The sequence below is a fragment of the Sediminibacterium roseum genome (assembly GCF_009939005.1).
GTDB lineage: Bacteria > Bacteroidota > Bacteroidia > Chitinophagales > Chitinophagaceae > Sediminibacterium > Sediminibacterium roseum.
The window spans coordinates 24,503-48,227 of the sequence record NZ_JAACJS010000004.1 but is presented as its reverse complement, the minus strand read 5'-3'; the positions used below and the strand labels follow the sequence as shown (position 1 = coordinate 48,227).

Here is a 23,725-nt window from a genome sequence, read left to right as displayed (position 1 = left end):
TAACTCCATTTCATCTTTACTGCGCCGCTTCCATGGCACTTTGCTGAGCGGGCTTGGTTGGCTTTTCTGCTTTTTCTTTTCAGTCATCCTAGAGGCATTGCTGTAAAGCTATTTTAGGACTAGACAATTGCTAATTTTTACTTTGCCATGGGTATTTGCATTAATTCTTTACCGGCTTCATAAATAATCAGAATGGAACATCTATTTTATTTAAAAATGCCAATGCATGAGCATTCCCAGAAAACAACCAACTAATCAGGAAATATAACTATTTTGCCTCTGCCTTTTTTACCCGGTACTTCATGCAAGGAAACTTATCTCAAATTATTCAGCAATACAAAACTGATAAAGAGTCAGTTTATAATACATGGTTCATAAACAATGAAGAACGGCTAAAAGCTTTTCGCTCCATTCGAAGGGGGGTAATGCAAGTTGTAGAGGATATAAAGTCACATCGGTTCCCTAATGATTTTAAAGGGTCATCCCTAGAATTTGTTCTCTCCTGCATTGCAGAACAAAAACAGGTTTTTGAAGGTGCTTCACACCCATTTTACTGGAAACCCAAACTCCGTATCCCGGATATTTATGAAAATGAATCAAATAAACAGGGATTTGGCCAGTTCCTTGAAAATTGCCTGAATGCTAAAACTGAAGAACAGATTATCAGGCAAATCATTACCCTTGATAATAAAAAAATCAAGGGGTTAGGTCCTGCTGTTGCCAGCATTCTGTATTTTCTACATCCAACCATCATTCCTCCTTTTAATACAGCAATTATCAATGGGTTCAATTTCCTCTTTAAGGATAAAAAAAAATTAGGGAGCTGGAGCGAATACTTGAAATTAAGGGAGGTATTGATAGATACAAATAACCAGCATCGTGGAGATCTGTCATCGGATTTAGGTGCTGTCGCCGGGCTTCTTTTTGAAATAGGTTCTCAAAAACTTGTATTGGGCGCGGATGAATACCTTTCTCAGAACGAACGTCAAAAGATAGAAAAACTCATCGAAAAACGGCGAGAAGCTGTGGAACAGGAAAAGGCAGAAGATGATTTACATACAGAAATGCAGTATCATTTATTAAAAATAGGTAATGCTTTAGGATATGATGTAATCGCTGCATCAAATGACCGGTCAAAATCATTTAGTGGTGCTAATTTTTCATTTATCAGTTTACAGCAATTCCCCACTATAGAGTTAGAGAAAGATACCCTCAACACAGTGAAGCTGATTGATGTACTATGGTTCCAAAAGGCAACTAATAATGTGATTGCAGCTTTTGAAGTGGAAAAGAGCACAAGTATCTATTCCGGGATCCTTCGGCTGGCAGATTTGTCTTTTACCATTGCTGACGGAGATGAAGTATTTTATTTAATTGTGCCTGATAAAAGAGAGAAAGATGTTGTATTACAGTTACAGCGTCCAGCTATCAGGCAAAATAAAGTAATTATTAAATATATAATGTTCTCTGATTTACGGCAGCATTGTGATGCACTTTGCAGGTTTGGAGAAACACATCATATCATGGAAAAAATTGCAAAATCTGTATAGATTAAGGGAGTTAGATTATCTTGAACTTATTCCTTTTAACACTATACTCGAACTTTCAAAACCACAGGTTAATGATGTATATACGAAAGCTTGCAATTCTATTGCTTATGGGAGCGCTGGGTTGTCATCAGACTGAAAAAAACAACTCTGTTTCAAATGATTCGGAAACTGCCAAAATCAGGTTAATGGATTTAAAAGGTCAACCGATACGTCTCGAAAACTATAAAGGGAAAACAGTTTTTATAAATTTCTGGGCCACCTGGTGCAAGCCTTGTATAGAAGAAATGCCGTCAATAGAAAAGGCACAGGTTATGATGAACGATAAAGAAATAGTTTTCCTGCTGGCATCAAGTGAGAGTGTAGAAGAAATAAAATCATTTAGTATCAACCATAATTATAAATTCAAGTATGTTCATTTGGAAAACGGGGAATCGCTTAATATCCAGGCGCTACCAACCACTTTTATTATTAATCCTGAGGGGAAACTTGTTTTCTCGGAAATGGGCTCCCGCAATTGGGGTGAAAGTGAGAATATCAACCTGATCAAAAAAATAATCCAACAACATGAATAAACTATTATTTCTTTTGGCATTAACCGTTTTGGTTATTGCCTGTAAAAATCAATCAGCAGAACAAAGCAATGTAAAGCCGCTTGTTCTAAATGTGGACTCAGTCAGTGGGGAACCGTTTTTATTTACAGATTCCGCTGGTGTCAACTTTCTTTCATGGGTTGAGAAAGCGAAAGAAAAAAGTACGTTTCTTTTTTCTCGGCTGAATGGAGATGAATGGTCAAAGCCAACTGTTATCAGTTCCGGCGACAACTGGTTTGTTAACTGGGCAGATTATCCTATGCTTGCTTCAGATGGATCTGGCGGCATGGTGGCTCATTTTCTTGAAAAAAGCGAAAAAGGGAAATACACGTATGATGTAAAATTAATCACCTCTGCTGACGCTGGAAATACCTGGAGTAATTCAAGAATTCTGAATGAAGATGGCAAGAAGGCGGAACATGGATTTGTTTCACTTGTTCCCTATGGAAATAATTTTTTCGTTGCGTGGCTTGATGGAAGAAATGCCGCCTCCGAAGGTGAAGGTGGGCATAGCGAAGGGCACCATGGACAGATGACGCTGAGAGCTGCTATCATTGATAAATCAGGAACCAAATCTGCAGAATGGGAACTCGATGGCAGGGTGTGTGACTGCTGTCAAACAACAGCAGCGATCACAGCAAATGGTCCTGTCGTTATTTATCGCGACCGTTCTGACGACGAGATAAGGGATATATCTATTGTCCGTTTGGTAAATGGCCAATGGACAGAACCTAAAACGATCTTTCCGGATAATTGGAAGATCGCTGGCTGTCCTGTTAATGGCCCAAGGGTTGATGCACACGGCAATAATATTGCTGTAGCACGATTTACATCACCGGATAAAAAAGGACAGGTTAGCGTTGTTTTTTCGCAAGATGGAGGGGCAAGTTTCGGCACTCCGATCCGTGTTGATGAGGGGCAAGCCATTGGCCGGGTAGATATTGTATTGCTCGATGATAAAACTGCCATGGTGAGTTGGATGGAAGGTGATGCCATCAAAGCTGCAAAAATCCATGCAGATGGCAAAAAAGAGTCCTCAATTACAATTGCATCATCATCGCAATCAAGATCAAGCGGTTTCCCGCAAATGACAAAATCTGGGAATAGTATTTTATTTGCCTGGACGGATGATAAATTAAAAAAAATAAATACAGCACGACTCGCTTTATAAATTCTTAATGTCATTATAGATATTTTATGAAAAAACTTATGCTATTTCAATATTTCCTGATCACAATTTCATTATCGATTTCATGGAAAGCACCAGATAGTGGGGTAATAGGTGCAGGAACACAACCTCAAATCAGTGTAGATCCCAAAGGCGTGATGCGTGTTGTTTTTGGTAGAAATGACAGCATATTTTGTGCGACTTCCGTTAACCAGGGAACTACATTTTCCATCCCTGTTCTTGTGGGCAAAGTTACCGGGATGCATTTGGGGATGTCAAGAGGGCCGCAGATTGCCAGCTCAGCTACGACCTCACTTATTACCGCAATGGATAAAGCAGGTGATATTCATTTTTTCCAATTGGACAATAACAAGAGTGCGTGGATCAGCAAAGGTTATGTAAATGATCTGCGCTCTTCAGCGCCGGAAGGCTTAATGGGATTGGCCGCAGATAAAAATGATCATTATTATGCTGTATGGCTGGACACCCGCCTGGAGAAAAAAAATAATATTTATTTCTCTTACCTTAATCCGACACAAAAAGCATGGTCAAAAAACACACTGATTTACCAGTCGCCGGATGGTCATGTATGTGAATGCTGCAAACCCAACATCACGGTAAAAAATAATCAAGTGGCAATTATGTTTCGCAACTGGATTAGCGGATCACGTGATATGTACCTGCTTCAATCAACTAACGCCGGACGTAATTTTAGACCTGTTCAAAAACTTGGAGAGGGCACCTGGCCGCTGAAAGCGTGTCCGATGGATGGAGGTGGTCTCGTCATTGATAATAAAGGAGGCATACAAACTACGTGGCAGCGGCAAGGTGTCGTATATACCTGCAGGCCAGGAGAACCAGAAATAAAAAGAGTAGATGGTCGCGGGCCGGCCATCACGTACAATCCAAAAAATGATAAATGGTTAATTACCTACCAGGAAGGAGAATCGGCAAAAATCATCAGCTCCGAAGGTGAAGAAATGACTACCGTTAGAGGTAGTTTTTTGAAAGCCTTTGTATTGAATAAGGACAAAGTGTTTTACGTATGGGAATTTAATAAATTGATTCTTTTTAAGCAACCAAAATTGTCAGAATAGGCTGCCTCAACTCATTTATTAACATAGCGTAATTTCGATTTAGCCTACAAAAAGTTTATATTTACATCAGCAGAAAATGAAAAAGCTACTGGTTACCATATTAGCTGTTGCATATCTCACCGTTTCAAGCGGCGCGACCATCAATTTGCATTATTGTATGGGTAAGCTGATGACCGTCGATATGAAACAGGAGCAAAAAGGTTCCTGCGGCACTTGTGGCATGGAGAAGGCAGGGCATAAGGGCTGCTGCAAAGATGAACAGAAAAAACTGCAGATCGAAAAGGACCAGAAGATATCTGAATCATCTTTCCAGTTTCTCACTGTTGTTTCCGATATAAGTGTTCCTGCATATTCTTATTTCAGTTACGTTCAGTCAATCATTATTGACTATCCTGTATCTCACGCACCGCCGGATTGGGGAGCAGTACCTATTTTTATCCGCAACTGTAATTTCCGTATTTGATTTTTCTTTCTGTAATTCCCGCCTCCTGCGGGTAAAAGGCATTTCTACAATGCTTGTATTCTACTATTAATAATTAATAAAATATTTACAAATGAAAAAGTTTCAAATACTGTTTGCTATGCTCTTTGCATTAGCAACTACTCATACTGTTAACGCGCAAAGCAATAAATCAGACCGTATCAAAGATGCTAAGGCTTCCACTACTATTATTAGCTATACGTGTCCAATGCATCCGCAAGAAACCAGTGACAAGCCGGGAAAATGTTCTAAATGCGGTATGGCTCTCAATCTTTCTAAGAAAGAATTGATGAAGGCCGGTGTTGTAAAATATGCATGTACAATGCACCCGGAAGTGATAAGCGATAAACCGGGCCAGTGTTCCAAATGCGGGAAGAACCTGAATCTTTCCAAAAAAGAACAAATGAAAATGGAAGTGATGAATGGATATAGGTGTCCCATGCATGCAGATGTCACCAGCGATAAACCGGGCAAGTGTTCAAAATGTGGTATGGCCTTAACAGCGGTAAAACCTACAACGAAAGATTAGTAATTATTTTTAAAAAGACGATCACCTAAAAATTATATCATGAAAACATTTCTTTTTTTAATAGCAGCAATAATTTCGATAGCAACCAATGCGCAGGTTTCAAAGGTGTCCCTGCAGGCAAGTGGTTTAACCTGCAGCATGTGCAGTAACTCTATCAATAAGGCTTTAAAGACAATCGATTTTGTGCAGACTGTAAATCCAAATATCAAAACGTCTACATTCGAAATAACCTTTAAGGAGGGTTCTTCTGTTGATTTCGATAAACTGAAAAAGAAAGTAGAAGATGCGGGGTTTACTGTTGCGAGCTTTGTTGCTTTTGTGAATTTCAATAATACAGAAATAAAATCCAACGAACCCGTTAAGGTCGGTGATAAAACTTTTTACATTCTTAATGCAAAAGAAAAATCCTTGAACGGCGCAAAACAGGTAAGAATCGTTGATAAAGGATTTGTATCAACAAAGGATTTCAAGAAAAATACACTGGCTGCCCCAACCAGCGGAAACGGCGTGTATAATGTAACCATTTAATCATCGGGCTTTGCTTAGCGGCAAAGCCCTTTAATTTTTTATATGAAGACCAAACTAATTACTGCATTGTTGCTGATCTCGATCAGCAGCATGGCGCAGGAACTATATGTGTATACAGAACCGGCCAGCAACATGGCTGCCAAGAGTATCGGCCTTCGGCTGAATAATTTCATCATGCCGGAATCTTACACAGCCAAATCCAATTATCACATGATACCTGAGATAATGGTTGGCGTTTCCAAAACCACCATGGTTCATTTTGATGCTTTTCTATCAAACAGAAACAAAGGATTATCCGTAGAGGGTGGCAGCATCTATGCCAAATACCGCTTCCTGAGCAATGATGAAGTGCAGAAACATTTTCGTATGGCAGCATTTGGCAGGTACAGTTTTAATAACAGCGATATTCACCAGGAAGAGATCAACCTGTACGGTCACAATACAGGATTTGAGGCCGGTATCGTTGCTACACAGTTACTCCACAAAGTGGCGATTTCATCAGGCCTTTCATTTATCAAAACACTGGACAACGGCGGCAACAATAAATTTCCGTACGGAAATCTGGACAGGCAGGCGATCAATTATACATTATCTATCGGTAAATTGATGTTGCCGAAAGAGTATACGGACTATAAACAAACCAATCTTAACCTGATGTTGGAATTCCTTAACCAATTCAATCTGGGATCAGGCAAATATTATATGGATATTGCTCCTTCTATGCAGCTTATCTTTAATAGTGTTGCCAGGGTTGATATAGGTTACAGGCAACAAATGAGCAGTTCACTTTACCGTACTGCCCCGAACGGGTTGTTTGTGCGGTTAGAGTATAATTTATTCAATGCATATTAAACGGAGGGATTGAACGATTCTGCTAAAAACGAGTAATGTTAATAGATAAATATGTTTCTGTTTACGATTTCAAAGAATTTCATTCCATTAAAGCGAATGGTCCAGCTAATGAAATCTATCACAAAATGTTACATCGTGATTTAAGCGGGGCTACGGTAGTTACATTACTATTCTGGTTAAGAGGGATTCCGAAAAGAGCATATACTATCGAAGGCCTTACGAAAATGGGCTTTATCAAATTAGAAGAAAACCCTGGAGACGAAATTGTGTTTGGAATAGTTACAGAAAGTCCCATGTTCAATGGCTGCGTATCAATTTCTTCACCGTCGCTATTTATTGAAACGAAAGGACAGAGAATAATCAAAGCAGTGATTAATTTTAAGGTTGAAGAACAAGGTTCATCAAAATGCGTGGTTTCAACTGAAACAAGAATATGGTGTGGTAGCAGGGAAATGAAATCAAAATTTAGGGCTTATTGGTTCTTTGTAAGGCCCTTTAGCCAGATTATCCGAAGATATATGCTTAGGCAAATAAAAAGACTTAGTACATGAAAATAACCAATTACCGTACTGCCTGCCCTGAACATACCGGAACCCAAAAAGTTACAATAAACACAGTATTGAAATTTAAACAAATAAATTACCTGGTAATAGATGACATTTAAAATTTCAAAAAATATAGACAAATTCGGTACAGCAGGGTTATTTCTGACAGCAATATTTTCACCCTGTTGTTTCCCGCTTTTTGCATTTGCGGCATCTGCTCTTGGATTGGGCAGCGCGGAACTTTTTGGTGGCTGGACGATGTGGATCTTTCAGGCTATGGTTTTGGTCTCAATACTTGGGCTTTATATTTCTTACCGAAAACATGGTTGTTTGTATCCATTATTGGTGGCCGTTCCCAGTGGGCTTCTCATTTTTTACGCATATCATTTTAATGATAACGACAATTGGATTTATTTTCTCTACGCCGGAATGTTTGGAATGTTGGCGGCAACCATTTGGAATTTTCAAAGAAACAGGCTTCACAAAGCAAATGAAATTGTATTGCGATCCATTATTAAATGTCCGGAATGCGGCCATTCAAAAGAGGAAATAATGCCAACAAATGCATGTACTTTTTTTTACGAGTGCAAAAACTGCAAAACACGCTTAAAACCAAAACAAGGCGACTGCTGTGTTTTTTGCAGCTATGGAACAGTGAAATGTCCGCCAATGCAGGGGGGAGAGAACTGTTGTTAGCCCAAGGTGAGCATTTGATGCAGCGCGGAAGATGGCAGATATCAAATAGTCTATTTTGATTGTATGGCATTTTACCTAATTAGACCAGGTAGCGTAACCAGCTATTTAAATAACTACAAAGCGTAGAATATAGTGGACAGGCAAAGATGCAGAGATGCTAACCTCAGAAGGTTAATCTAAGTAGAGAGGTGGCATGTTTTTTTCATATTTTAATAAAATTTAAATTATGACAAACAATAACGAAGAAAAAAAAGACGGTGTCAACCAAACGCCTGGCACAGGTAAAGCGAACCCGGAACAGCATGAGCATGCTGAACATCATCAGGAACTGGAACATCATCCACATCCTGAACATCACGATGGGAATACGGATCCTAATGTGCTGGAAAAACACCCGGAAGCAGAGCATCATGAACATGATGAGCATCATAAAGAGAAAGAACATCATCCTAGGAAGTAACCCTAAGATTTTACCCGATTAAAAATTGTTTTTAATCGGGTAATCTTAAACATGATTTTTAAGACATATAGTTTTCACACCACCTTATTATAGATCTAATGCAATTTTTTTGCAGATAGACTATCCTTCCAACGAAGTAAGGAGTAACAAAAGCATTTATTAATCAGCATTTAGATTTGATTACTTACTGAATTTTTTGAAAATGCTTTTTACTGAACTTTCAATTTCCTGATCTGATAACAGTTTGGTATTTACCTCTTTTGTTGTCCAGCCTTGCCAGAAGGTTTTGTCTGTTTTTGCATCGATTAAACTTACGGTTAAAGTACCTTCCGTTACCTGATATTGCGAATTGTTATAACCGGCAAAGCGGGAGGGATAGTAAAGAGTTCCCAATCTTCTTGTATAGGGGTTGTAATACATGCGCGAATAAGAGGGCGTGTAGACAGGATCACTTGTTCTTCGGGTATTTCTTTCAACAAGTACATCATAAGCTAAAACAGCGTCCGGGTTTGTGGGATCCTCCCGCCATCCTGCACTTATCAGACTTTGATTTACAGCATTTCTGATTTTACTTTCCTGAATGTCGTTGTGTTTTTTCTGCTCGTGCACTTCCTGTGTTTCTGACCATGCAAATGTTTTGTACTGGCTAAGATCGACGGTGTCATCCCGCTGAATATAAGCCTTTGAGGAACAGCTGGTGAACAGTATAGCGGAAACGGCAAAAAGAGAAAAGAGTTTTATAAACGGGTTTTTCATAAAGGTGTTTTTTTAAATAGGTCAAAAACTAGGCACTAACCAAAAAAGGTCGTGTTAAATCGCTCACAATGCTGTTGAGGTTAGGAGCGTCCAGTAACCTGCAAATTTATTTGTAAAATAATTGTACCAAAGTCTTTCCAATTGGCACAAGAACTACTTTTGACTCATGACCCCTATCCAGTTTAGAAAAGAAGAAATAAAGGGACTGTTTACTTATCTCTATGTCGAACCGCCCGCATACGAATCAATGCCGGGATTGACTGACGGAAGCTTATCCTATCCGGCCACAGGCCTTCAACCTGTAGACCCTATCATATATAGCAGTCTTTTCCGCCACTATTTGGCACTGGCGGATTTTTGTTGTGGTAAAATGGACAAATATGTTTTATTGCCGCCGTCTCCAGATACGGAAAATTCAGACATCTTATTATGGCTCGGGGCATCACGGTGGCGGTTTGAATTGCTTTCAAATGACGTTGACGGCCTGGGCGCCGACAAAGGGTTTGTACAAACGATGAATTATGATACTGCCAACCCATCTGTTGTGCTTTTTGCGTCGAACAATTTTCCTGATCTTTCCCTTCTTCCGGAAGACCTGTTTGGGGAAGCCTCATCTCAATGCAGTCTTTTCGGACTCAGCCCAAACAGATCGGGAGCCCTGCTTCATTTTTTACAATCTGGAGCTGTCCCGGAAATCCAAAGGTTTCTTCTGGAAAGCGAGTTATTTTTTCAAGTTTCCATTGCCAAACAGCTAGGCAGCTACAATTCCATTCTGATTAAGTCACCCTTTGATATTGACAGAGACCTTGCCGCTTTTCACTCGATCCTTGATCCTGATAATTAATTCTCAGCGTACCTGTTTCTCATTTTTTAAGGAAAATCTTACCCCTGGCAAAGATTTGGAGTGTGGGCACGATTTTTTCCACTGTTTTGTAAAATACATGTATGGATGGGCTTAAAATGGAAAAATGGCGGACTTCTTTTGAAATGGGGGTATCAGGACTAAAGGCCAGTTATGATTCACTTTTACTGCATAAACGCTTTGAAGAGACCTTTATTTTGAAAACTGATGAAACCAGCCATACTTTTAACCTGGAGCTGGATCCGGAACTACCTGCAGAAGTGCAGGACAGGCTGGAAAAACTACTTATTGAAACGGAACCTGAGGACTCCATATAATGTAATTGCAACCACATTGTGATTTTTTACCCTATCTAATAAATTGTTTTGCCGATAAACACCCTACTTTTGCACCTCATGCGTATTACCGTTTTCATATTAACGTTTATTGTACTGGGACTGAGTCTTCTCCCGTGTGCAGACAGGGGCAACGCTATGAAAGCTGGAAAAGCAAACACAGAAATCACTGCCCAAACCAACCACGAAGAAAACCAGGGTAACAATGATCTTTGCCCGCCGTTTTGCCATTGCGGTTGCTGCGCCAATGTATTTATCAAAACAAGTTTCCTCTCTTTGGAAATGCCACCTCAGATTTACATTAACAAAATACCTTCTTATTTACCTGGTGACATCACCGGTATATCCTTGCCCATCTGGCAACCTCCGCAGTTAATAGCTTAATTGTAGTGCGCTAAAACGCACGAATTCTGCTGTGCTTAATGCACGGACTATCATCATTTTCTCACTATCCAACCAGTGTGGTTATGGCTAAGTCAAAGCCGCCAGGCCGCAAGCAGAAAATTGTTTATAGCAAAATAAAAGACCCGGTTAAACCAAAATGGATCCGAATTACCAAGTCCATTACCATTGTTGTGCTGTCTATTGTTCTGCTGCTGGCTATGGCGGGTATGTTGTTGAAATACTTTCATCTGATTTCAAATCATTTATAGGTCATGTTAAATAAGATCATAGATTTTTCTGTCAAGAATAAATTAGTCGTCGGCATTTTCACCTTTGCCCTCATTATATGGGGCGTAATGTCTCTAAACAAACTTCCGATCGATGCGGTTCCTGACATCACCAATAACCAGGTACAGATCATCACAGTTAGTCCGTCACTGGCCGCCCAGGAAGTAGAGCAGCTCATTTCTTACCCGGTGGAACAGACCATGTCCCTGATTCCGGAAATACAGGAGGTTCGCTCTATCTCCCGCTTTGGGCTTTCAGTGGTAACCGTCATCTTTCATGATGATGCCAATATTTATTGGGCCCGCTCGCAGGTAGCTGAAAGGCTTCCGGAGGCAAGAAGCAAAATACCGGACGGCACCGGAGAACCGGAAATGTCACCTATCTCTACCGGACTCGGCGAGATATACCAATATGTACTTCATCCCAAAAAAGGTTTTGAAAATAAATATAATGCAACCGACCTGCGGACCCTTCAAGATTGGTATGTAAGGAGGCAACTGCTCGGTACACCCGGCATCGCTGAGGTCAATAGTTTCGGTGGTTTCTTAAAACAATACGAGATCGCCCTGAACATAAACCAGACGCGCAGTTACAATATTTCCATTGGGGACATATTTACCGCGTTGGAAAAAAACAACCAGAATACCGGTGGTTCCTATATTGATAAAAAACCAAACGCTTATTTCATACGCAGTGAAGGTCTCATTACCAACCTCGGTGATATCGAGCGCATCGTGGTGAAAAAAACTGAATCCGGTTTCCCGGTTACCATTCGCGACATTGCAACCGTCGGTTTTGGGGCAGCCAATCGCTATGGCGCACTGACGCGAAACGATCGTGAAGCTGTTGGAGGAATCGTTATGATGCTTAAAGGCAGTAACTCCAGCGAAGTAGTCAAACGAGTCAAAGAAAAAGTCTTACAGATACAGAAGACCCTTCCCGAAGGTGTGGTGCTCGAAGCCTTCCTTGACCGCAGTGAATTTGTAGGAAGGGCGATCGATACGGTTAAGAAAAATCTCATAGAAGGAGCGCTGATCGTCATATTTGTACTCGTGGTTTTCCTGGGTAATATCCGCTCAGGCCTGATCGTTGCCTCCGTGATTCCACTAGCCATGCTCTTTGCCATTTCGCTGATGAATCTCTTTGGCGTATCGGGAAACCTTATGAGCCTTGGCGCCATTGATTTTGGGCTGATCGTAGATGGAGCGGTCATTATCGTTGAAGCTACAATGCATCACCTTGCCAGCCGTAAAGAGGGCAGAATTGACCAGGCGGAGATGGATCGCGAGGTGGGCTCGTCGGCAAAAAAAATGATGAACTCGGCAGCATTCGGGCAGATCATAATATTTATAGTTTACATGCCTATCCTGGCACTGGTAGGCATAGAAGGTAAAATGTTCCGGCCAATGGCGCAGACCGTTTCTTTTGCTATCCTTGGCGCCTTCCTGCTGTCACTGACTTATGTTCCCATGATGAGTGCGTTATTTCTCAGCAAAAACATAAAACATAAACGAAATCTCTCAGATAAGATGATGGATTTCCTCCATCGTATTTATACACCTGTTCTCAGAGGCGCCCTGCGCATGAAAAAAATAGTGGTACTGATCGCAGTTTCTCTGATGGTTATTGCTTTTTTCGTGTTCTCTAAATTGGGTGGAGAATTTCTCCCGCAATTGGAAGAAGGCGACCTGGCGGTTGAAACAAGGTTGTTGACGGGAAGTTCCCTAAGCCAGACTGTTGAAAAAATAACCCAGGCTTCCAATATACTCACCAAAGAATTTCCGGAAGTGAAAGAAGTAATTGGTAAACTCGGTGCATCTGAAATACCTACTGATCCCATGCCTATCGAAGCTGGAGACATCACTATTATTCTTAAACCCAAAAAAGAATGGGTGAGCGCAGGTACACGCGAAGAGTTGGCTGAGAAAATGAAAAAAGCGCTGGAAAGAATCCCCGGTGTAAGTTTTGGTTTCTCACAGCCCATACAACTTCGTTTTAATGAGCTTATCTCGGGAGTGCGCCAGGACGTGGGCATTAAAATATTCGGGGAAGACATGCAGGTGCTTGCCGAACTGGCTAAAAAGATCGGTAGTATCGTTCCCACAGTCAAAGGGGCAGAGGACCTGTACGTAGAACAGGTGGGTGGTCTGCCACAGATCTCAGTTAAGCTCGACCGTGACAAGATCGCACAGTTTGGTCTAAATGTATCCGATATCAACCAGGTAATCAATACTGCCTTTGCCGGTGGTAAGGCCGGTACCGTATTTGAGGGAGAGAAGCGATTTGATCTTGTTATCCGATTACAACAGGCCGAGCGCCAGGGTATTGAAGATGTACGCAGGCTCTTTGTGGTGGCTGCTGACGGAACCCAGATTCCGCTCGAACAGGTGGCAGATATCAATCTGGTATTAGGGCCCAACCAGGTGCAGCGTGAACAGGCGCAACGCAGAATCATAGTTGGCTTTAACGTTCGTGGAAGAGACATCGCATCTGTGGTAGAAGAAATGCAGCTGAAAATTGACCAGAAGATCAAAATGCCGGTGGGTTATTACATTACTTACGGTGGTCAGTTTAAGAACCTGGAAGAAGCTAACAAAAGGCTTTCCATAGCAGTACCTGTAGCATTGGGGCTTATCCTTCTGTTACTGTATTTCGCATTTGGCTCCTTTAAATATTCTTTACTCATATTCACCGCAATCCCGATGTCAGCCATCGGCGGAGTGTTCGCACTGCTGATCCGCGGCATGCCTTTCAGTATTTCAGCCGGTGTAGGTTTTATCGCCCTCTTTGGCGTTGCCGTACTGAACGGGATCGTTCTTATCTCGGAATTCAACCGGCTTAAAAAAACTGGACTAACCAATTTAAATGATATCATAATGAAGGGAACCGCTATCCGATTGCGGCCGGTACTGATGACTGCAGCAGTGGCTTCACTTGGTTTCCTGCCTATGGCACTTTCATCCGGTGCCGGTGGCGAGGTACAAAAGCCGCTAGCGACAGTTGTGATTGGTGGGCTGCTTACGGCAACACTGCTAACACTCATTGTACTGCCTGTGCTTTACACTTTCTTTGAAAGGTTCGGCAAAGGTAAAGAGCCCAAAAAAGTGACGGCGGTAGTGACCATGTTGTTATTGTTCTTGGGCGGTTCAGCTACAGTGAATGCACAGGTGCCGGCTACTGCCACCAATACAAGGATCAACCTTCAGTCGGCCATAAGCCGTTCGCTGGATGCCAACCCTAACATCAGGGCGGGCAACCTGAACATTGATTACCAACAGGCGCTTAAAGGGGCGGCAAAAGATATCGGCAAAACCAATATCACCTTAACGCTGGGGCAGTATAACAGTCCGATCGTGTATGACAACAACATCACCATTACGCAGAACATTCCCAACCCTGTTTACTTAAAACGGCTTTCCGAACTCAGCGATGCATCGATCGATGCGAGCCGCCTGCAGGTGGGCATCTATAGAAGCCAGGTGACTTACCAGGTTAAAAGCATTTACTACAGGTTGATTTACCGGCAGGAACAACGCAGGCTTAACGACACATTGGTTAGCCTATATGAGCGGGTACTCAAAGCAGCGGACACCCGCTTTACGGCCGGTGAAACCAATATCCTGGAGAAATACAACGCCAATACCCAGCTCCAGGAAGCCATCGCGCAGAGCAACCAACTTGGGGAACAGATCAGGACGGATCTCGGACAATTGGCCAGTTTCACTTTCGACTCAAGCCTCAGCGGGATTGCAGATACACTTCTGGTAGAAAAACATCTTGTAATGAATCTCGATTCAGGCTTGCTCAGTAATAACCCTGAGCTACAGGCACTCCGGTCACAAATCGCCGTTGCGGAAAAGGAGATCAGCGTAGAAAAGAGTAAACTCCTGCCTGATTTTAACGTGGGCTATTTTAATCAGTCACTGGTAGGTACCTACGATGTAAACGGGTCTCCTAAATATTATGGCGCAGGTAAACGTTTCCAGGGCATTGAGGCAGGTATCAGCATACCGATTTTTGCCCGACCCCAGAAAGCGCGGATACGTGCGGCCCAGATCAACCGGCAGCGAAGGGAAGCTGAAGTCCAGGCGTTTTATTTCAGCCTTTCACAAAGAGGGTCATTACTCCTTTCTGACCTACGGCGAATTACGATTCAGCTGAATTATTACCGCAAAACGGCACTTCCCCAGGCACAGCTGCTCATACGTACCTCGCAGCGCGCATTTGAAGCCGGAGAAATGGATTACTACCAGTTGTCTCAATCACTGAACAATGCAAACAGTGTCCGCCGCCAATACATCGAATTATTGAATCAATACAACCAGTCAGCGATCGAACTGGAATTAATTACAGGTTTATAAATTTTTACTACCATGCGCAAAACACTTTATGCAATAGCACTCACCCTTTCTTTTTTCTTTACAGCCTGTTCTTCCAAAAAAGAAGAAGTTCAGGTAGAGAAGGCAGAGGAACACAACCCGGATGTGGTTGAATTTACCAATGAACAGTTCCAGACTGTAGATGTCCGTTTCGGTGGGGTTATCACTACCAACTTAAGCAACTATATTAAGGCATCCGGCACCATTGATGTTCCCCCACAGGATCTGGTAAGTATTACTTCACCTTATGGAGGGTCGATCAGGAGCACCACTGTCATCGAAGGAAAATACATGAAGAAAGGCGAACTGATCGCCACCATTGAAAATCCGGAGTTTGTTCAGGTGCAGCAGGATTATTTGGAAACCAGCAGCCAGCTCAGTTTTTTACAGCAGGATCTTACAAGACAGGAAGAACTGGTGAAAGAAAACATCGCAGCGCGCAAATCGTTACAGAAAGCAACGAGTGAATACAACACCATGAATGCGAGGCTTGAGGGCTTGAAGGCCAGGCTGCGAATCATGAACATTAACCCGTCCAGCGTTAAGGCCGGTAATTTTACTTCCGTAACCCGTATCTATGCCCCGACCAACGGCTACATTACCCACGTATATTCCAACGTCGGCAAATTCATCGGACCCAACGAATTGATGGCTGATATGGCCAATACCAATAACATCATGATCAGGGTTAAAGTGTTTGAAAAAGACTTGCCGAATATAAAACTCGGGCAAAAGGTACGCTTCCGTGCCACCGGTGACAGCGTAGAACGTACGGCCAAAGTATTCCTGATTGGTAAAGACATCGATACCGACCGGACCGTGGAAGTGCATGCCGCTATTGAAAGATTAACCAGCAATATGCTGCCCGGTATGTTCGTCAATGCCATCGTTGAAATCGGTACGTCCAGCACACCAGCTTTGCCGCAGGCTGCGGTCGTGCCTTCAGGTGGAAAGCATTACATTTTTGTGGAAGAGCCATCCAAACAAGGAGAGCAAAACACAAAAACAGCGGACAAAGAAAAGCACCATTCGTTCAGAAGGGTCGAAGTGGGTATAGGCGTAACGGAGAACGGTTTTACGGCCGTGATCCTGCCTGAAAAATTTGACCCCAAAAGCAAGATTGTAATCAAAGGTGCCTATGACCTGTTATCTAAAATGAACAACTCGGAAGAGGAAGAAGAATAATCAGTTTTAAACCTCTTACAAGATGCTTCAACTGCTTGAATTTACGCATAACAATATCATCGCTACCCGCACAGACACCATGTTGAGCGCTGCCGGGTATGCGAAGATTCTTCCGCTTGTTCACAACATTGAAAGCAGGGGCAAGAAGGTCAGATGGTATTTTGAAATAGATGATAATTCCATTTTAGACGAAAGTTATTGCAGCAAACCGGCGACCGATGGTGATTACCAGCTGGCTTTCCCACGCGCAGCAGCGATGGAGAAAATAGCGATAGTTGCGACTGAAAAATGGCAGGTATTTCTAACAGTAATAAAAGGAATTGCACCAAACGCAGACGTTCGATGCTTTGGTTTGCAGGATCGCAAAAAAGCGATGAAATGGATCGAGGTGTAGAAAAGTGTTTTGACTGAAATACCTTAAAATGTAAAAAATCCCAGCAATTCTTCCCGCTTTTTACAATACTGCAAAAGGCGAAATATTGTTTAGTGAAAAGGGCGTATTGTTGGAGAAAGCAAATGCAAAAGAAAAATTTAAATGCAAGTTATGGACATCGGATTTGAACTCATCATCATCGTAAAATTACTGGCCTCTTTTATACTCGGTGCCTTGATCGGGTATGACAGGGAAATACATGGGAGGGATGCAGGCATCAGGACATATGCTGCTGTATGTATTGGTTCGACACTATTTACAGCTATCGCATGTCATCTCACCGGTGACCCTGCTGCCGCCTCCAGGGTGATTGCTAACATTGTGACAGGTGTTGGTTTCCTTGGCGCGGGAATTATCTATCGAAACAACAGTGCAGGCACTTCGCACGGGCTTACTACTGCAGCAACTGTTTGGTGTACTGCTGCCGTGGGGGTGGCTATCGGCCTGGATATGTATATCATAGCATTGGCTGGCGCACTGACCCTGTATTTTCTCCTTTCCCTGCACCACCAGAAATGGTATATTCAGTGGAAGAAAAGAATGGTTAAGGGTGCGGGGCATCACGAAGACGAAGACTAAAATCATTATCCAAGAATTTTTCAGTTATGGCACAGGATATTGTTGCACTTTCAGCAGGAGGTAAACACAACCGGTCACTTAAAACCGTTTTCATTATTACGTTCGTCTATTTCGTGATCGAGGTGGTGGTGGGTTTTATGTCCAACAGCCTTGCCTTATTATCTGATGCAGCACATATGCTTACGGATGTTGGAGGACAAGGCCTGGCGCTGTTTGCTATCTGGATGTCTTCCCGGCCGCGCAATGCATGGAAGACATACGGTTACTACCGCACGGAAATTTTTTCGGCACTGCTCAACGCGGTTGTGTTGTTGTTTATTTCCGGCTACATTTTATACGAAGCCTGGCAAAGGTTCAGCAACCCGCCCGCTGTAGCTGGTATCCCTATGTTGGTGGTGGCTTTCTGCGGGTTAATCATCAACCTGATTTCGATGAAGATATTGAGATCCGGTTCCAGGGAAAGCATCAATATCAAAGGAGCATTCCTGGAGGTGGTAAGCGACATGTTGAGTTCTGTGGGAGTGATTATTGCGGGATGTATCATTTTGGCGACAGGATGGTTATACATTGACCCAATTATGAGCGCTGCCATTGGCCTTTTTATATTACCCCGGACCTATAATCTTTTAAAAGAGTCGGTGAATATCTTACTCGAAGCCGTACCTAAAGATATAGACTACAATGCAGTGAATAACCTATTTACTGCCAAGCCTGGTGTCATCAGTATTCATGATCTCCATATCTGGACACTTACTTCAGGTATGTATGCCTTAAGTGTGCATGTAATTATGGAACCCGAAACCTCACTTGAAGAGGCCAGCGAAATTTCACGGTCACTTAAAGAATTGCTGGCTACCAGATTTAAAATTAACCACACCACTATCGAAATACACATCGACAAAACAGAGGACGTTCTTAATAATATTTAATCCATGCGCCATATCATGAAAAAGATCAGATACAGGAAATTGAAACAAACCAGCGGCATAACCAAACTGCTATTTGCTATTTGCATGGCTGCAATTGTTTTTTTTCTTTTAAGGCTTACCAACATTGAAATGCAATGCCGCATGATCCTCGCATGGGATGCCTTCTGCCTTACTATGATCGCACTGAGTTGGGCTCTCTTCTTTTCAACCGGAGAAAAAGAACTCTGTGACGTCGTGGCTGTTCAGGATGAAGGATTAAAAGTAATTTTTACCATTGTGCTCGTTGCGCTTTGTTTCAGCGTATTTGCCACGTTGTTGCTTTTAAGCAGTCAGTCAGAACCTTACATGGATAAAATACTCTACATGACAATCACATTGTCGCCTGTGCTCTTATCATGGATACTATTGCACACCATTTTTACCATCCGGTATGCGCATCTGTATCACGATCATAATTCACTGGCAACAGGAAGCAATGTGGGCGGTATCAGTTTCCCTTCCAAAGAAGCCCCCGACTATGTAGACTTCGCTTACTTTTCTTTTGTGATCGGTATGACCTTCCAGGTCTCTGATGTGCAGGTTGAATCAAGGGTAATCAGGCGTTTTGTGCTGATGCACAGTCTTATTTCGTTTGTGTTTAATACGATAATAGTGGCTTTGACCATTAATACCATTGCGGGATTTGGCAAATAGTGTGTAAATAGTAAACAATTAAAAACAGGGAAAGTGAAAAAATATTTTTATTGTCTTGAAGCACTTATTGTTGTTTGTATTGCAACCAATGCGTATTCATTTTTTCACCATGCCTTTTTCAGGTCCGGATTTTCGACAACGGTAAACATGCTGACACCTTTAGCAGTATTTGTGTACTTGAGAATAGCATTTGTAAAAAACAAAAACGCAAAAAAAAAGCGGCGAACCGACTATGAAAAAATATTCAGCAAAAATTAGTAAGTTTTTTAAAGCCCTAGGGCCAGGGCTGATCACCGGTGCCAGTGATGACGATCCGTCGGGTATCGCCACCTATTCCCAGGCGGGCGCGAAATTCGGCCTTGCGACCCTATGGGCTTCGCTGATCACTTTCCCGCTGATGGCAGCGATCCAGGAAATGTGCGCCCGCATCGGCATTATGACTTCGGTTGGATTGACCACAACACTTAAGAAACATTATTCCAAACCGATACTTTACCTGATGCTTCTCTTCAGTGTCCCAGCGATCATCCTAAATATTGGGGCAGATATCGCGGGCATGGGTGCGGTCGCAAACCTGATCTTTCCTTCGGTATCACCTCTTTTATTCAGCGTTTTGTTTACTGCGGTTCTGATTGTTATGATAGTCTACCTTCCTTACCAAAAGATCGTGTCTGTCCTGAAATACCTATGCCTTTCCTTGTTCCTATACATTGCTGTTCCGTTTTTTACGCACCCGGACTGGGGAGCAGTCCTTAAAAATACGTTTGTTCCTACCATCCATTTCAATAAAGAGTTTGTTGAAATACTTGTTGCTATTTTAGGTACAACCATATCGCCTTATCTTTTTTTCTGGCAGGTTACCATGGAAGCCGAAGACGTCAAATCTTCCAGGCAGCTCATACTCGCCAGAAATAGAATTGCCCGAAGGGATGAGGACACCAAAGTCTTAGAGGCAAAAACAAAAAACTTCCTCAGCCTGTTGATTGCTAAAATGCGGCTTGATGTAAACCTGGGAATGCTGCTGTCCAACCTGGTTATGTTTTTTATCATCCTTGCCACCGGCACCGCCCTGTTTGCCAATGGAATTACACAAATAGATACAGTAGAACAGGCGGCTAAGGCATTGGAGCCTGTGGCAGGAAAAGCTTCCTACCTGATATTTACCATTGGGGTAATCGGAACCGGCTTTCTTGCTATACCAGTCTTAAGTGGATCTCTCTCCTACATTGTATCTGAAACTTTTGGCTGGAAGGGAAACCTGGATGCAAAATTTTACCGGGCCAAATCCTTTTATATTGTTATCATCATTTCACTTTTACTCGGACTCTCCATTAACTACTTTGGTATCAGCCCAATCAAGGCACTGCTGTATACAGCCATTCTGTATGGATTAACTTCGCCTATACTGATAGCGATTGTCCTGCATATATCCAATAATAAGAAGATTATGAAAGAGAATACAAATGGTAAGCTATCCAACGTACTCGGATGGCTTACGCTGATAATAATGTCAGTTGCTGCTATTGCACTGATCTATTTACAGTTTTAAAAAAACGAGAGAAAATAAATAAACAAATGTTCAGTATTCTTATCGGAAGTTTTTTATTGAGTGTTTTACACGCCATTATTCCCAATCACTGGCTACCAGTACTTGCCATAGGAAGAAGGGAAAAATGGTCGGCTGCTGAAACTTCCAAAGTGACCCTGGTGGCAGCACTGGCGCACGGGCTGAGCACGGTTGTCATTGGCCTCCTATTAGGGTTTCTGGGGAATTCAATGGCACAAAAGATCAATCATTTTACGCACCTGGTGGCCCCAATTATTTTCATCATACTTGGAACTTTCTTTATCTACCGTCACCACCGGCATAAACATTTTCAACTCTCGGATGTGCCGCAGAAAATTTATAGCAAAAATCGAATCATTATTGCGTTGGTACTAGCTATGTTTTTCTCGCCATGTATGGAAATCGAAGCTTATTTTCTGATGGCTGGCACCCAGTCACAATGGCTGGTGGTAATTATAGCTGCTATGTATGTAGTTATTACAGCCGCTGGCATGACATGGCTGGTGTCACGGGCATATAAGGGTTTGCTAAAACTTAACTGGCATGCATTGGAACATAATGCAGGCATCATTACAGGCATCACACTTATCATAACAGGTATACTATCATTTTTTATTTTTTAAATTTAATACCATGGCAAAAGATCGTTACAACACGCAGGATGATCAGCAAGCTGAAAAATCATCTGAACCGGAGGCGACAGAAAGAACTGCTGTACCATCCGGCAAACCGGAGAAACATAGCGAAGATGACGGGCATGATCACGGTGAAAAAAAACACACTGAAGACGACGGTCACGATCACGGGGATGAAGAGGAACATAGTGACGATGATGGGCATGATCATGGAGGAGCAGAAACGACGGGCTGGAAATCGCACTGGGATCTTCTGCTGGCGCTTGCGATATTAGCCGTATTGATGGTGCTCAAATTCGGGTTTAGATATGTTCCACCCCCATTGCCCGATCTTATCATAAACCTCGCAGCTTACCTGCTGGCAGGATGGCGCGTGCTGGATATGGCATGGCGCAAAGCGAAGCGGGCTGATTTTTTCAACGAATTTTTTCTCATGTCGGTTGCAACGATCGGTGCATTTATTATCGGTTCATACAGTGAAGGTGTTGCAGTCATGGTGTTCTATTGTATAGGGGAATGGTTCCAGGATGCAGCGGTCGCTAACGCCAAAAAAAGCATCAAGGCATTGCTGGATGTGCGCCCCGATAAAGTATCGGTGTTGCGTAACGGTAGCCCACTGGAAGTATCGCCCGCAGAAGTACTGGTCGGGGAATCCATACAGGCGAAACCGGGAGAAAAAGTAGCACTTGATGGTGAACTGATTTCTGAAAGCGCTTCGTTCAACACTGCAGCGCTCACTGGAGAAAGCAAGCCTGATACCAAACGCAAAGGCGAGGCAGTGCTGGCTGGTATGATCAACCTCAACGGTGTTGCTGAAATCAAAGTGACCGCGCTTTTCAAAGACAGTAAACTCAGCCGCATTCTTGAAATGGTGCAGGATGCAACCGCGCGTAAATCACAGACGCAACTCTTTATTTCAAAATTTGCCAAAGTATATACACCCATCGTATTCCTGCTCGCACTTGGCGTATGCCTGGTTCCCTACTTTTTTGTAGACAACTATATTTTTCAGACCTGGTTTTACCGTTCGTTGGTGTTCCTGGTCATCAGTTGCCCTTGCGCGCTGGTAGTATCCATTCCCTTGGGTTACTTTGGCGGTATCGGTCTTGCATCCAGGCACGGGATACTGTTCAAAGGCGGAAATTTCCTGGATGTCATGACAAAGATCAATACAATCGTCATGGATAAGACAGGCACACTGACCAAGGGTGTCTTCAAAGTACAGAAAATACAACCGCAGGATATGTCGGAAGACGAACTGGTAAAGTTGACTGCTGCTGTTGAAGCAAATTCTACCCACCCGGTTGCCAAAGCTGTTTCTGACTATGCAAAGGAGAAGGGGGACCTCGCAAAAGCAACGGATATCGAAGAGATAGCGGGCCACGGTCTGAAAGGCAAAGTGGATGGTAAAGAAGTGCTTGCGGGTAATGTTAAGCTGCTTAAAAAGTTTAATATCAGTTATCCCGCAGAAATTGAATCTATAGCAGATACCATTGTTACGGTGAGTGTGAACGGTAAATATGCCGGTTATATAACCATTGCTGACGAGATCAAAGAGGATGCAGCAGCCGCGGTCAAAGCCATGCATGAACTCAACATCAAAACAGTGATGCTATCCGGAGACAAGCAGGCTGTGGTAGACAATGTTGCTAAACAGATAGGTATTGATGAAGCATATGGAGATCTTTTACCGGAAGGGAAAGTAGAAAAGGTGCAGGCACTGAAAAACGAAGGCAGGCATATTGCATTTGCAGGTGATGGAGTTAACGATGCACCTGTGGTGGCGCTCGCAGATGCGGGTATTGCGATGGGAGGCCTGGGCAGTGATGCAACAATCGAAACAGCAGACGTGGTGATCCAGAACGATCAGCCGATGCGTATAGTGGTAGCGATAAAAATTGGAAAGATTACCCGCAAGATAGTATGGCAGAATATCATTCTGGCCATGGCTGTAAAAGTGATCGTGCTGATCCTGGGTGCCGGTGGTATTGCTACTTTATGGGAAGCCGTAATTGCAGACGTAGGTGTTGCTTTACTGGCGATCTTAAATGCAGTAAGAATACAGCGGATTAAATTTGACGACACGCAGCCGTGATAAACAATGGGCTAAAAGCAAAAAAAATGCGGGTATAAAACCCGCATTTTTTTGCCCATTACATAAAAATGAATTTAAGACATCAGGCTGGCCATACCCATAAGTGAAG

Annotated in this window: 25 protein-coding genes and 1 pseudogene; 25 read left to right on the top strand and 1 reads right to left on the bottom strand. The window is 42.7% G+C overall.

Annotation, left to right across the window (positions count from 1 at the left end; all coding sequences use genetic code 11):
- The first annotated feature begins 302 nt into the window (after nt 1-302).
- From GWC95_RS04860 to GWC95_RS04810, 12 genes and pseudogenes are all read left to right on the top strand, one after another.
- A complete protein-coding gene (locus GWC95_RS04860; RefSeq protein ID WP_161817574.1) occupies nt 303-1,550 on the top strand; it encodes a hypothetical protein in 1,248 nt (415 codons plus the stop codon).
- 71 nt (nt 1,551-1,621) lie between these two features.
- A complete protein-coding gene (locus GWC95_RS04855; RefSeq protein WP_161817573.1) occupies nt 1,622-2,122 on the top strand; it encodes a TlpA family protein disulfide reductase in 501 nt (166 codons plus the stop codon).
- Nucleotides 2,115-3,311, top strand: a complete 1,197-nt coding sequence (locus GWC95_RS04850; RefSeq protein WP_161817572.1) for a sialidase family protein — start codon at nt 2,115-2,117, stop codon at nt 3,309-3,311. The genes GWC95_RS04855 and GWC95_RS04850 overlap by 8 nt, the downstream gene beginning before the upstream one ends.
- Before the next feature lie 26 nt (nt 3,312-3,337).
- Nucleotides 3,338-4,405, top strand: coding sequence for a hypothetical protein (locus tag GWC95_RS04845; protein WP_161817571.1), 1,068 nt, complete (start codon nt 3,338-3,340; stop codon nt 4,403-4,405).
- Nucleotides 4,406-4,481: 76 nt separating this feature from the next.
- Nucleotides 4,482-4,868: an HYC_CC_PP family protein gene (locus GWC95_RS04840; RefSeq protein ID WP_161817570.1), complete on the top strand. Its 387-nt coding sequence runs from the start codon at nt 4,482-4,484 to the stop codon at nt 4,866-4,868.
- 91 nt (nt 4,869-4,959) lie between these two features.
- Entirely contained in the window at nt 4,960-5,415 is a 456-nt protein-coding gene (locus GWC95_RS04835) for a heavy metal-binding domain-containing protein (RefSeq protein WP_161817569.1), read from the top strand.
- A gap of 39 nt (nt 5,416-5,454) precedes the next feature.
- Complete coding sequence (locus GWC95_RS04830) at nt 5,455-5,943, top strand: heavy-metal-associated domain-containing protein (protein WP_161817568.1); 489 nt, start codon at nt 5,455-5,457, stop codon at nt 5,941-5,943.
- Between the two features lie 42 nt (nt 5,944-5,985).
- A complete protein-coding gene (locus GWC95_RS04825) occupies nt 5,986-6,795 on the top strand; it encodes a hypothetical protein (RefSeq protein ID WP_161817567.1) in 810 nt (269 codons plus the stop codon).
- 35 nt (nt 6,796-6,830) lie between these two features.
- Nucleotides 6,831-7,346 (top strand): hypothetical protein, encoded by a 516-nt coding sequence (locus GWC95_RS04820; RefSeq protein ID WP_161817566.1) that lies wholly within the window; start codon nt 6,831-6,833, stop codon nt 7,344-7,346.
- Between the two features lie 102 nt (nt 7,347-7,448).
- A pseudogene (locus GWC95_RS19960) lies at nt 7,449-7,793 on the top strand (MerC domain-containing protein); the annotation flags it as partial.
- Nucleotides 7,779-8,036 (top strand): GDCCVxC domain-containing (seleno)protein, encoded by a 258-nt coding sequence (locus GWC95_RS19955; RefSeq protein ID WP_317164091.1) that lies wholly within the window; start codon nt 7,779-7,781, stop codon nt 8,034-8,036. The pseudogene GWC95_RS19960 and the gene GWC95_RS19955, both read left to right, overlap by 15 nt.
- 226 nt (nt 8,037-8,262) lie before the next feature.
- Complete coding sequence (locus tag GWC95_RS04810; protein ID WP_161817564.1) at nt 8,263-8,496, top strand: hypothetical protein; 234 nt, start codon at nt 8,263-8,265, stop codon at nt 8,494-8,496.
- A 180-nt stretch (nt 8,497-8,676) separates the two neighbouring features.
- Here GWC95_RS04810 and GWC95_RS04805 read toward each other — a convergent pair whose 3' ends face one another.
- Complete coding sequence (locus GWC95_RS04805; protein WP_161817563.1) at nt 8,677-9,252, bottom strand: DUF4136 domain-containing protein; 576 nt, start codon at nt 9,250-9,252, stop codon at nt 8,677-8,679.
- Between the two features lie 166 nt (nt 9,253-9,418).
- Between GWC95_RS04805 and GWC95_RS04800 the strand changes: the two genes are divergently transcribed.
- The 13 genes from GWC95_RS04800 (at nt 9,419) to GWC95_RS04740 (ending at nt 23,616) form a co-directional block, all read left to right on the top strand.
- On the top strand, nt 9,419-10,096 hold the full coding sequence (locus GWC95_RS04800; protein WP_161817562.1) for a hypothetical protein: 678 nt from the start codon (nt 9,419-9,421) through the stop codon (nt 10,094-10,096).
- Nucleotides 10,097-10,197: 101 nt separating this feature from the next.
- Nucleotides 10,198-10,431, top strand: coding sequence for a hypothetical protein (locus GWC95_RS04795; RefSeq protein ID WP_161817561.1), 234 nt, complete (start codon nt 10,198-10,200; stop codon nt 10,429-10,431).
- Nucleotides 10,432-10,509: 78 nt separating this feature from the next.
- On the top strand, nt 10,510-10,833 hold the full coding sequence (locus GWC95_RS20045) for a DUF6660 family protein (RefSeq protein WP_394351247.1): 324 nt from the start codon (nt 10,510-10,512) through the stop codon (nt 10,831-10,833).
- An 83-nt stretch (nt 10,834-10,916) separates the two neighbouring features.
- Nucleotides 10,917-11,102: a hypothetical protein gene (locus tag GWC95_RS04785; protein ID WP_161817559.1), complete on the top strand. Its 186-nt coding sequence runs from the start codon at nt 10,917-10,919 to the stop codon at nt 11,100-11,102.
- A gap of 3 nt (nt 11,103-11,105) precedes the next feature.
- A complete protein-coding gene (locus tag GWC95_RS04780) occupies nt 11,106-15,482 on the top strand; it encodes a CusA/CzcA family heavy metal efflux RND transporter (RefSeq protein ID WP_161817558.1) in 4,377 nt (1,458 codons plus the stop codon).
- Between the two features lie 12 nt (nt 15,483-15,494).
- A complete protein-coding gene (locus GWC95_RS04775) occupies nt 15,495-16,685 on the top strand; it encodes an efflux RND transporter periplasmic adaptor subunit (protein ID WP_161817557.1) in 1,191 nt (396 codons plus the stop codon).
- Between the two features lie 22 nt (nt 16,686-16,707).
- The gene (locus tag GWC95_RS04770; protein ID WP_161817556.1) at nt 16,708-17,079 is read left to right on the top strand and encodes a SpoIIAA family protein; all 372 of its coding nucleotides are present in this window, start codon (nt 16,708-16,710) and stop codon (nt 17,077-17,079) included.
- 150 nt (nt 17,080-17,229) lie between these two features.
- Entirely contained in the window at nt 17,230-17,697 is a 468-nt protein-coding gene (locus GWC95_RS04765) for an MgtC/SapB family protein (RefSeq protein WP_161817555.1), read from the top strand.
- A 26-nt stretch (nt 17,698-17,723) separates the two neighbouring features.
- Entirely contained in the window at nt 17,724-18,626 is a 903-nt protein-coding gene (locus GWC95_RS04760; RefSeq protein ID WP_161817554.1) for a cation diffusion facilitator family transporter, read from the top strand.
- Between the two features lie 15 nt (nt 18,627-18,641).
- Entirely contained in the window at nt 18,642-19,319 is a 678-nt protein-coding gene (locus GWC95_RS04755) for a DUF1345 domain-containing protein (protein WP_161817553.1), read from the top strand.
- 232 nt (nt 19,320-19,551) lie between these two features.
- Nucleotides 19,552-20,868, top strand: coding sequence for an Nramp family divalent metal transporter (locus tag GWC95_RS04750; RefSeq protein ID WP_161817552.1), 1,317 nt, complete (start codon nt 19,552-19,554; stop codon nt 20,866-20,868).
- Nucleotides 20,808-21,509, top strand: a complete 702-nt coding sequence (locus tag GWC95_RS04745) for a hypothetical protein (protein WP_237722080.1) — start codon at nt 20,808-20,810, stop codon at nt 21,507-21,509. The genes GWC95_RS04750 and GWC95_RS04745 overlap by 61 nt, the downstream gene beginning before the upstream one ends.
- 10 nt (nt 21,510-21,519) lie before the next feature.
- Entirely contained in the window at nt 21,520-23,616 is a 2,097-nt protein-coding gene (locus GWC95_RS04740) for a heavy metal translocating P-type ATPase (RefSeq protein WP_161817550.1), read from the top strand.
- Nucleotides 23,617-23,725 lie beyond the last annotated feature (109 nt).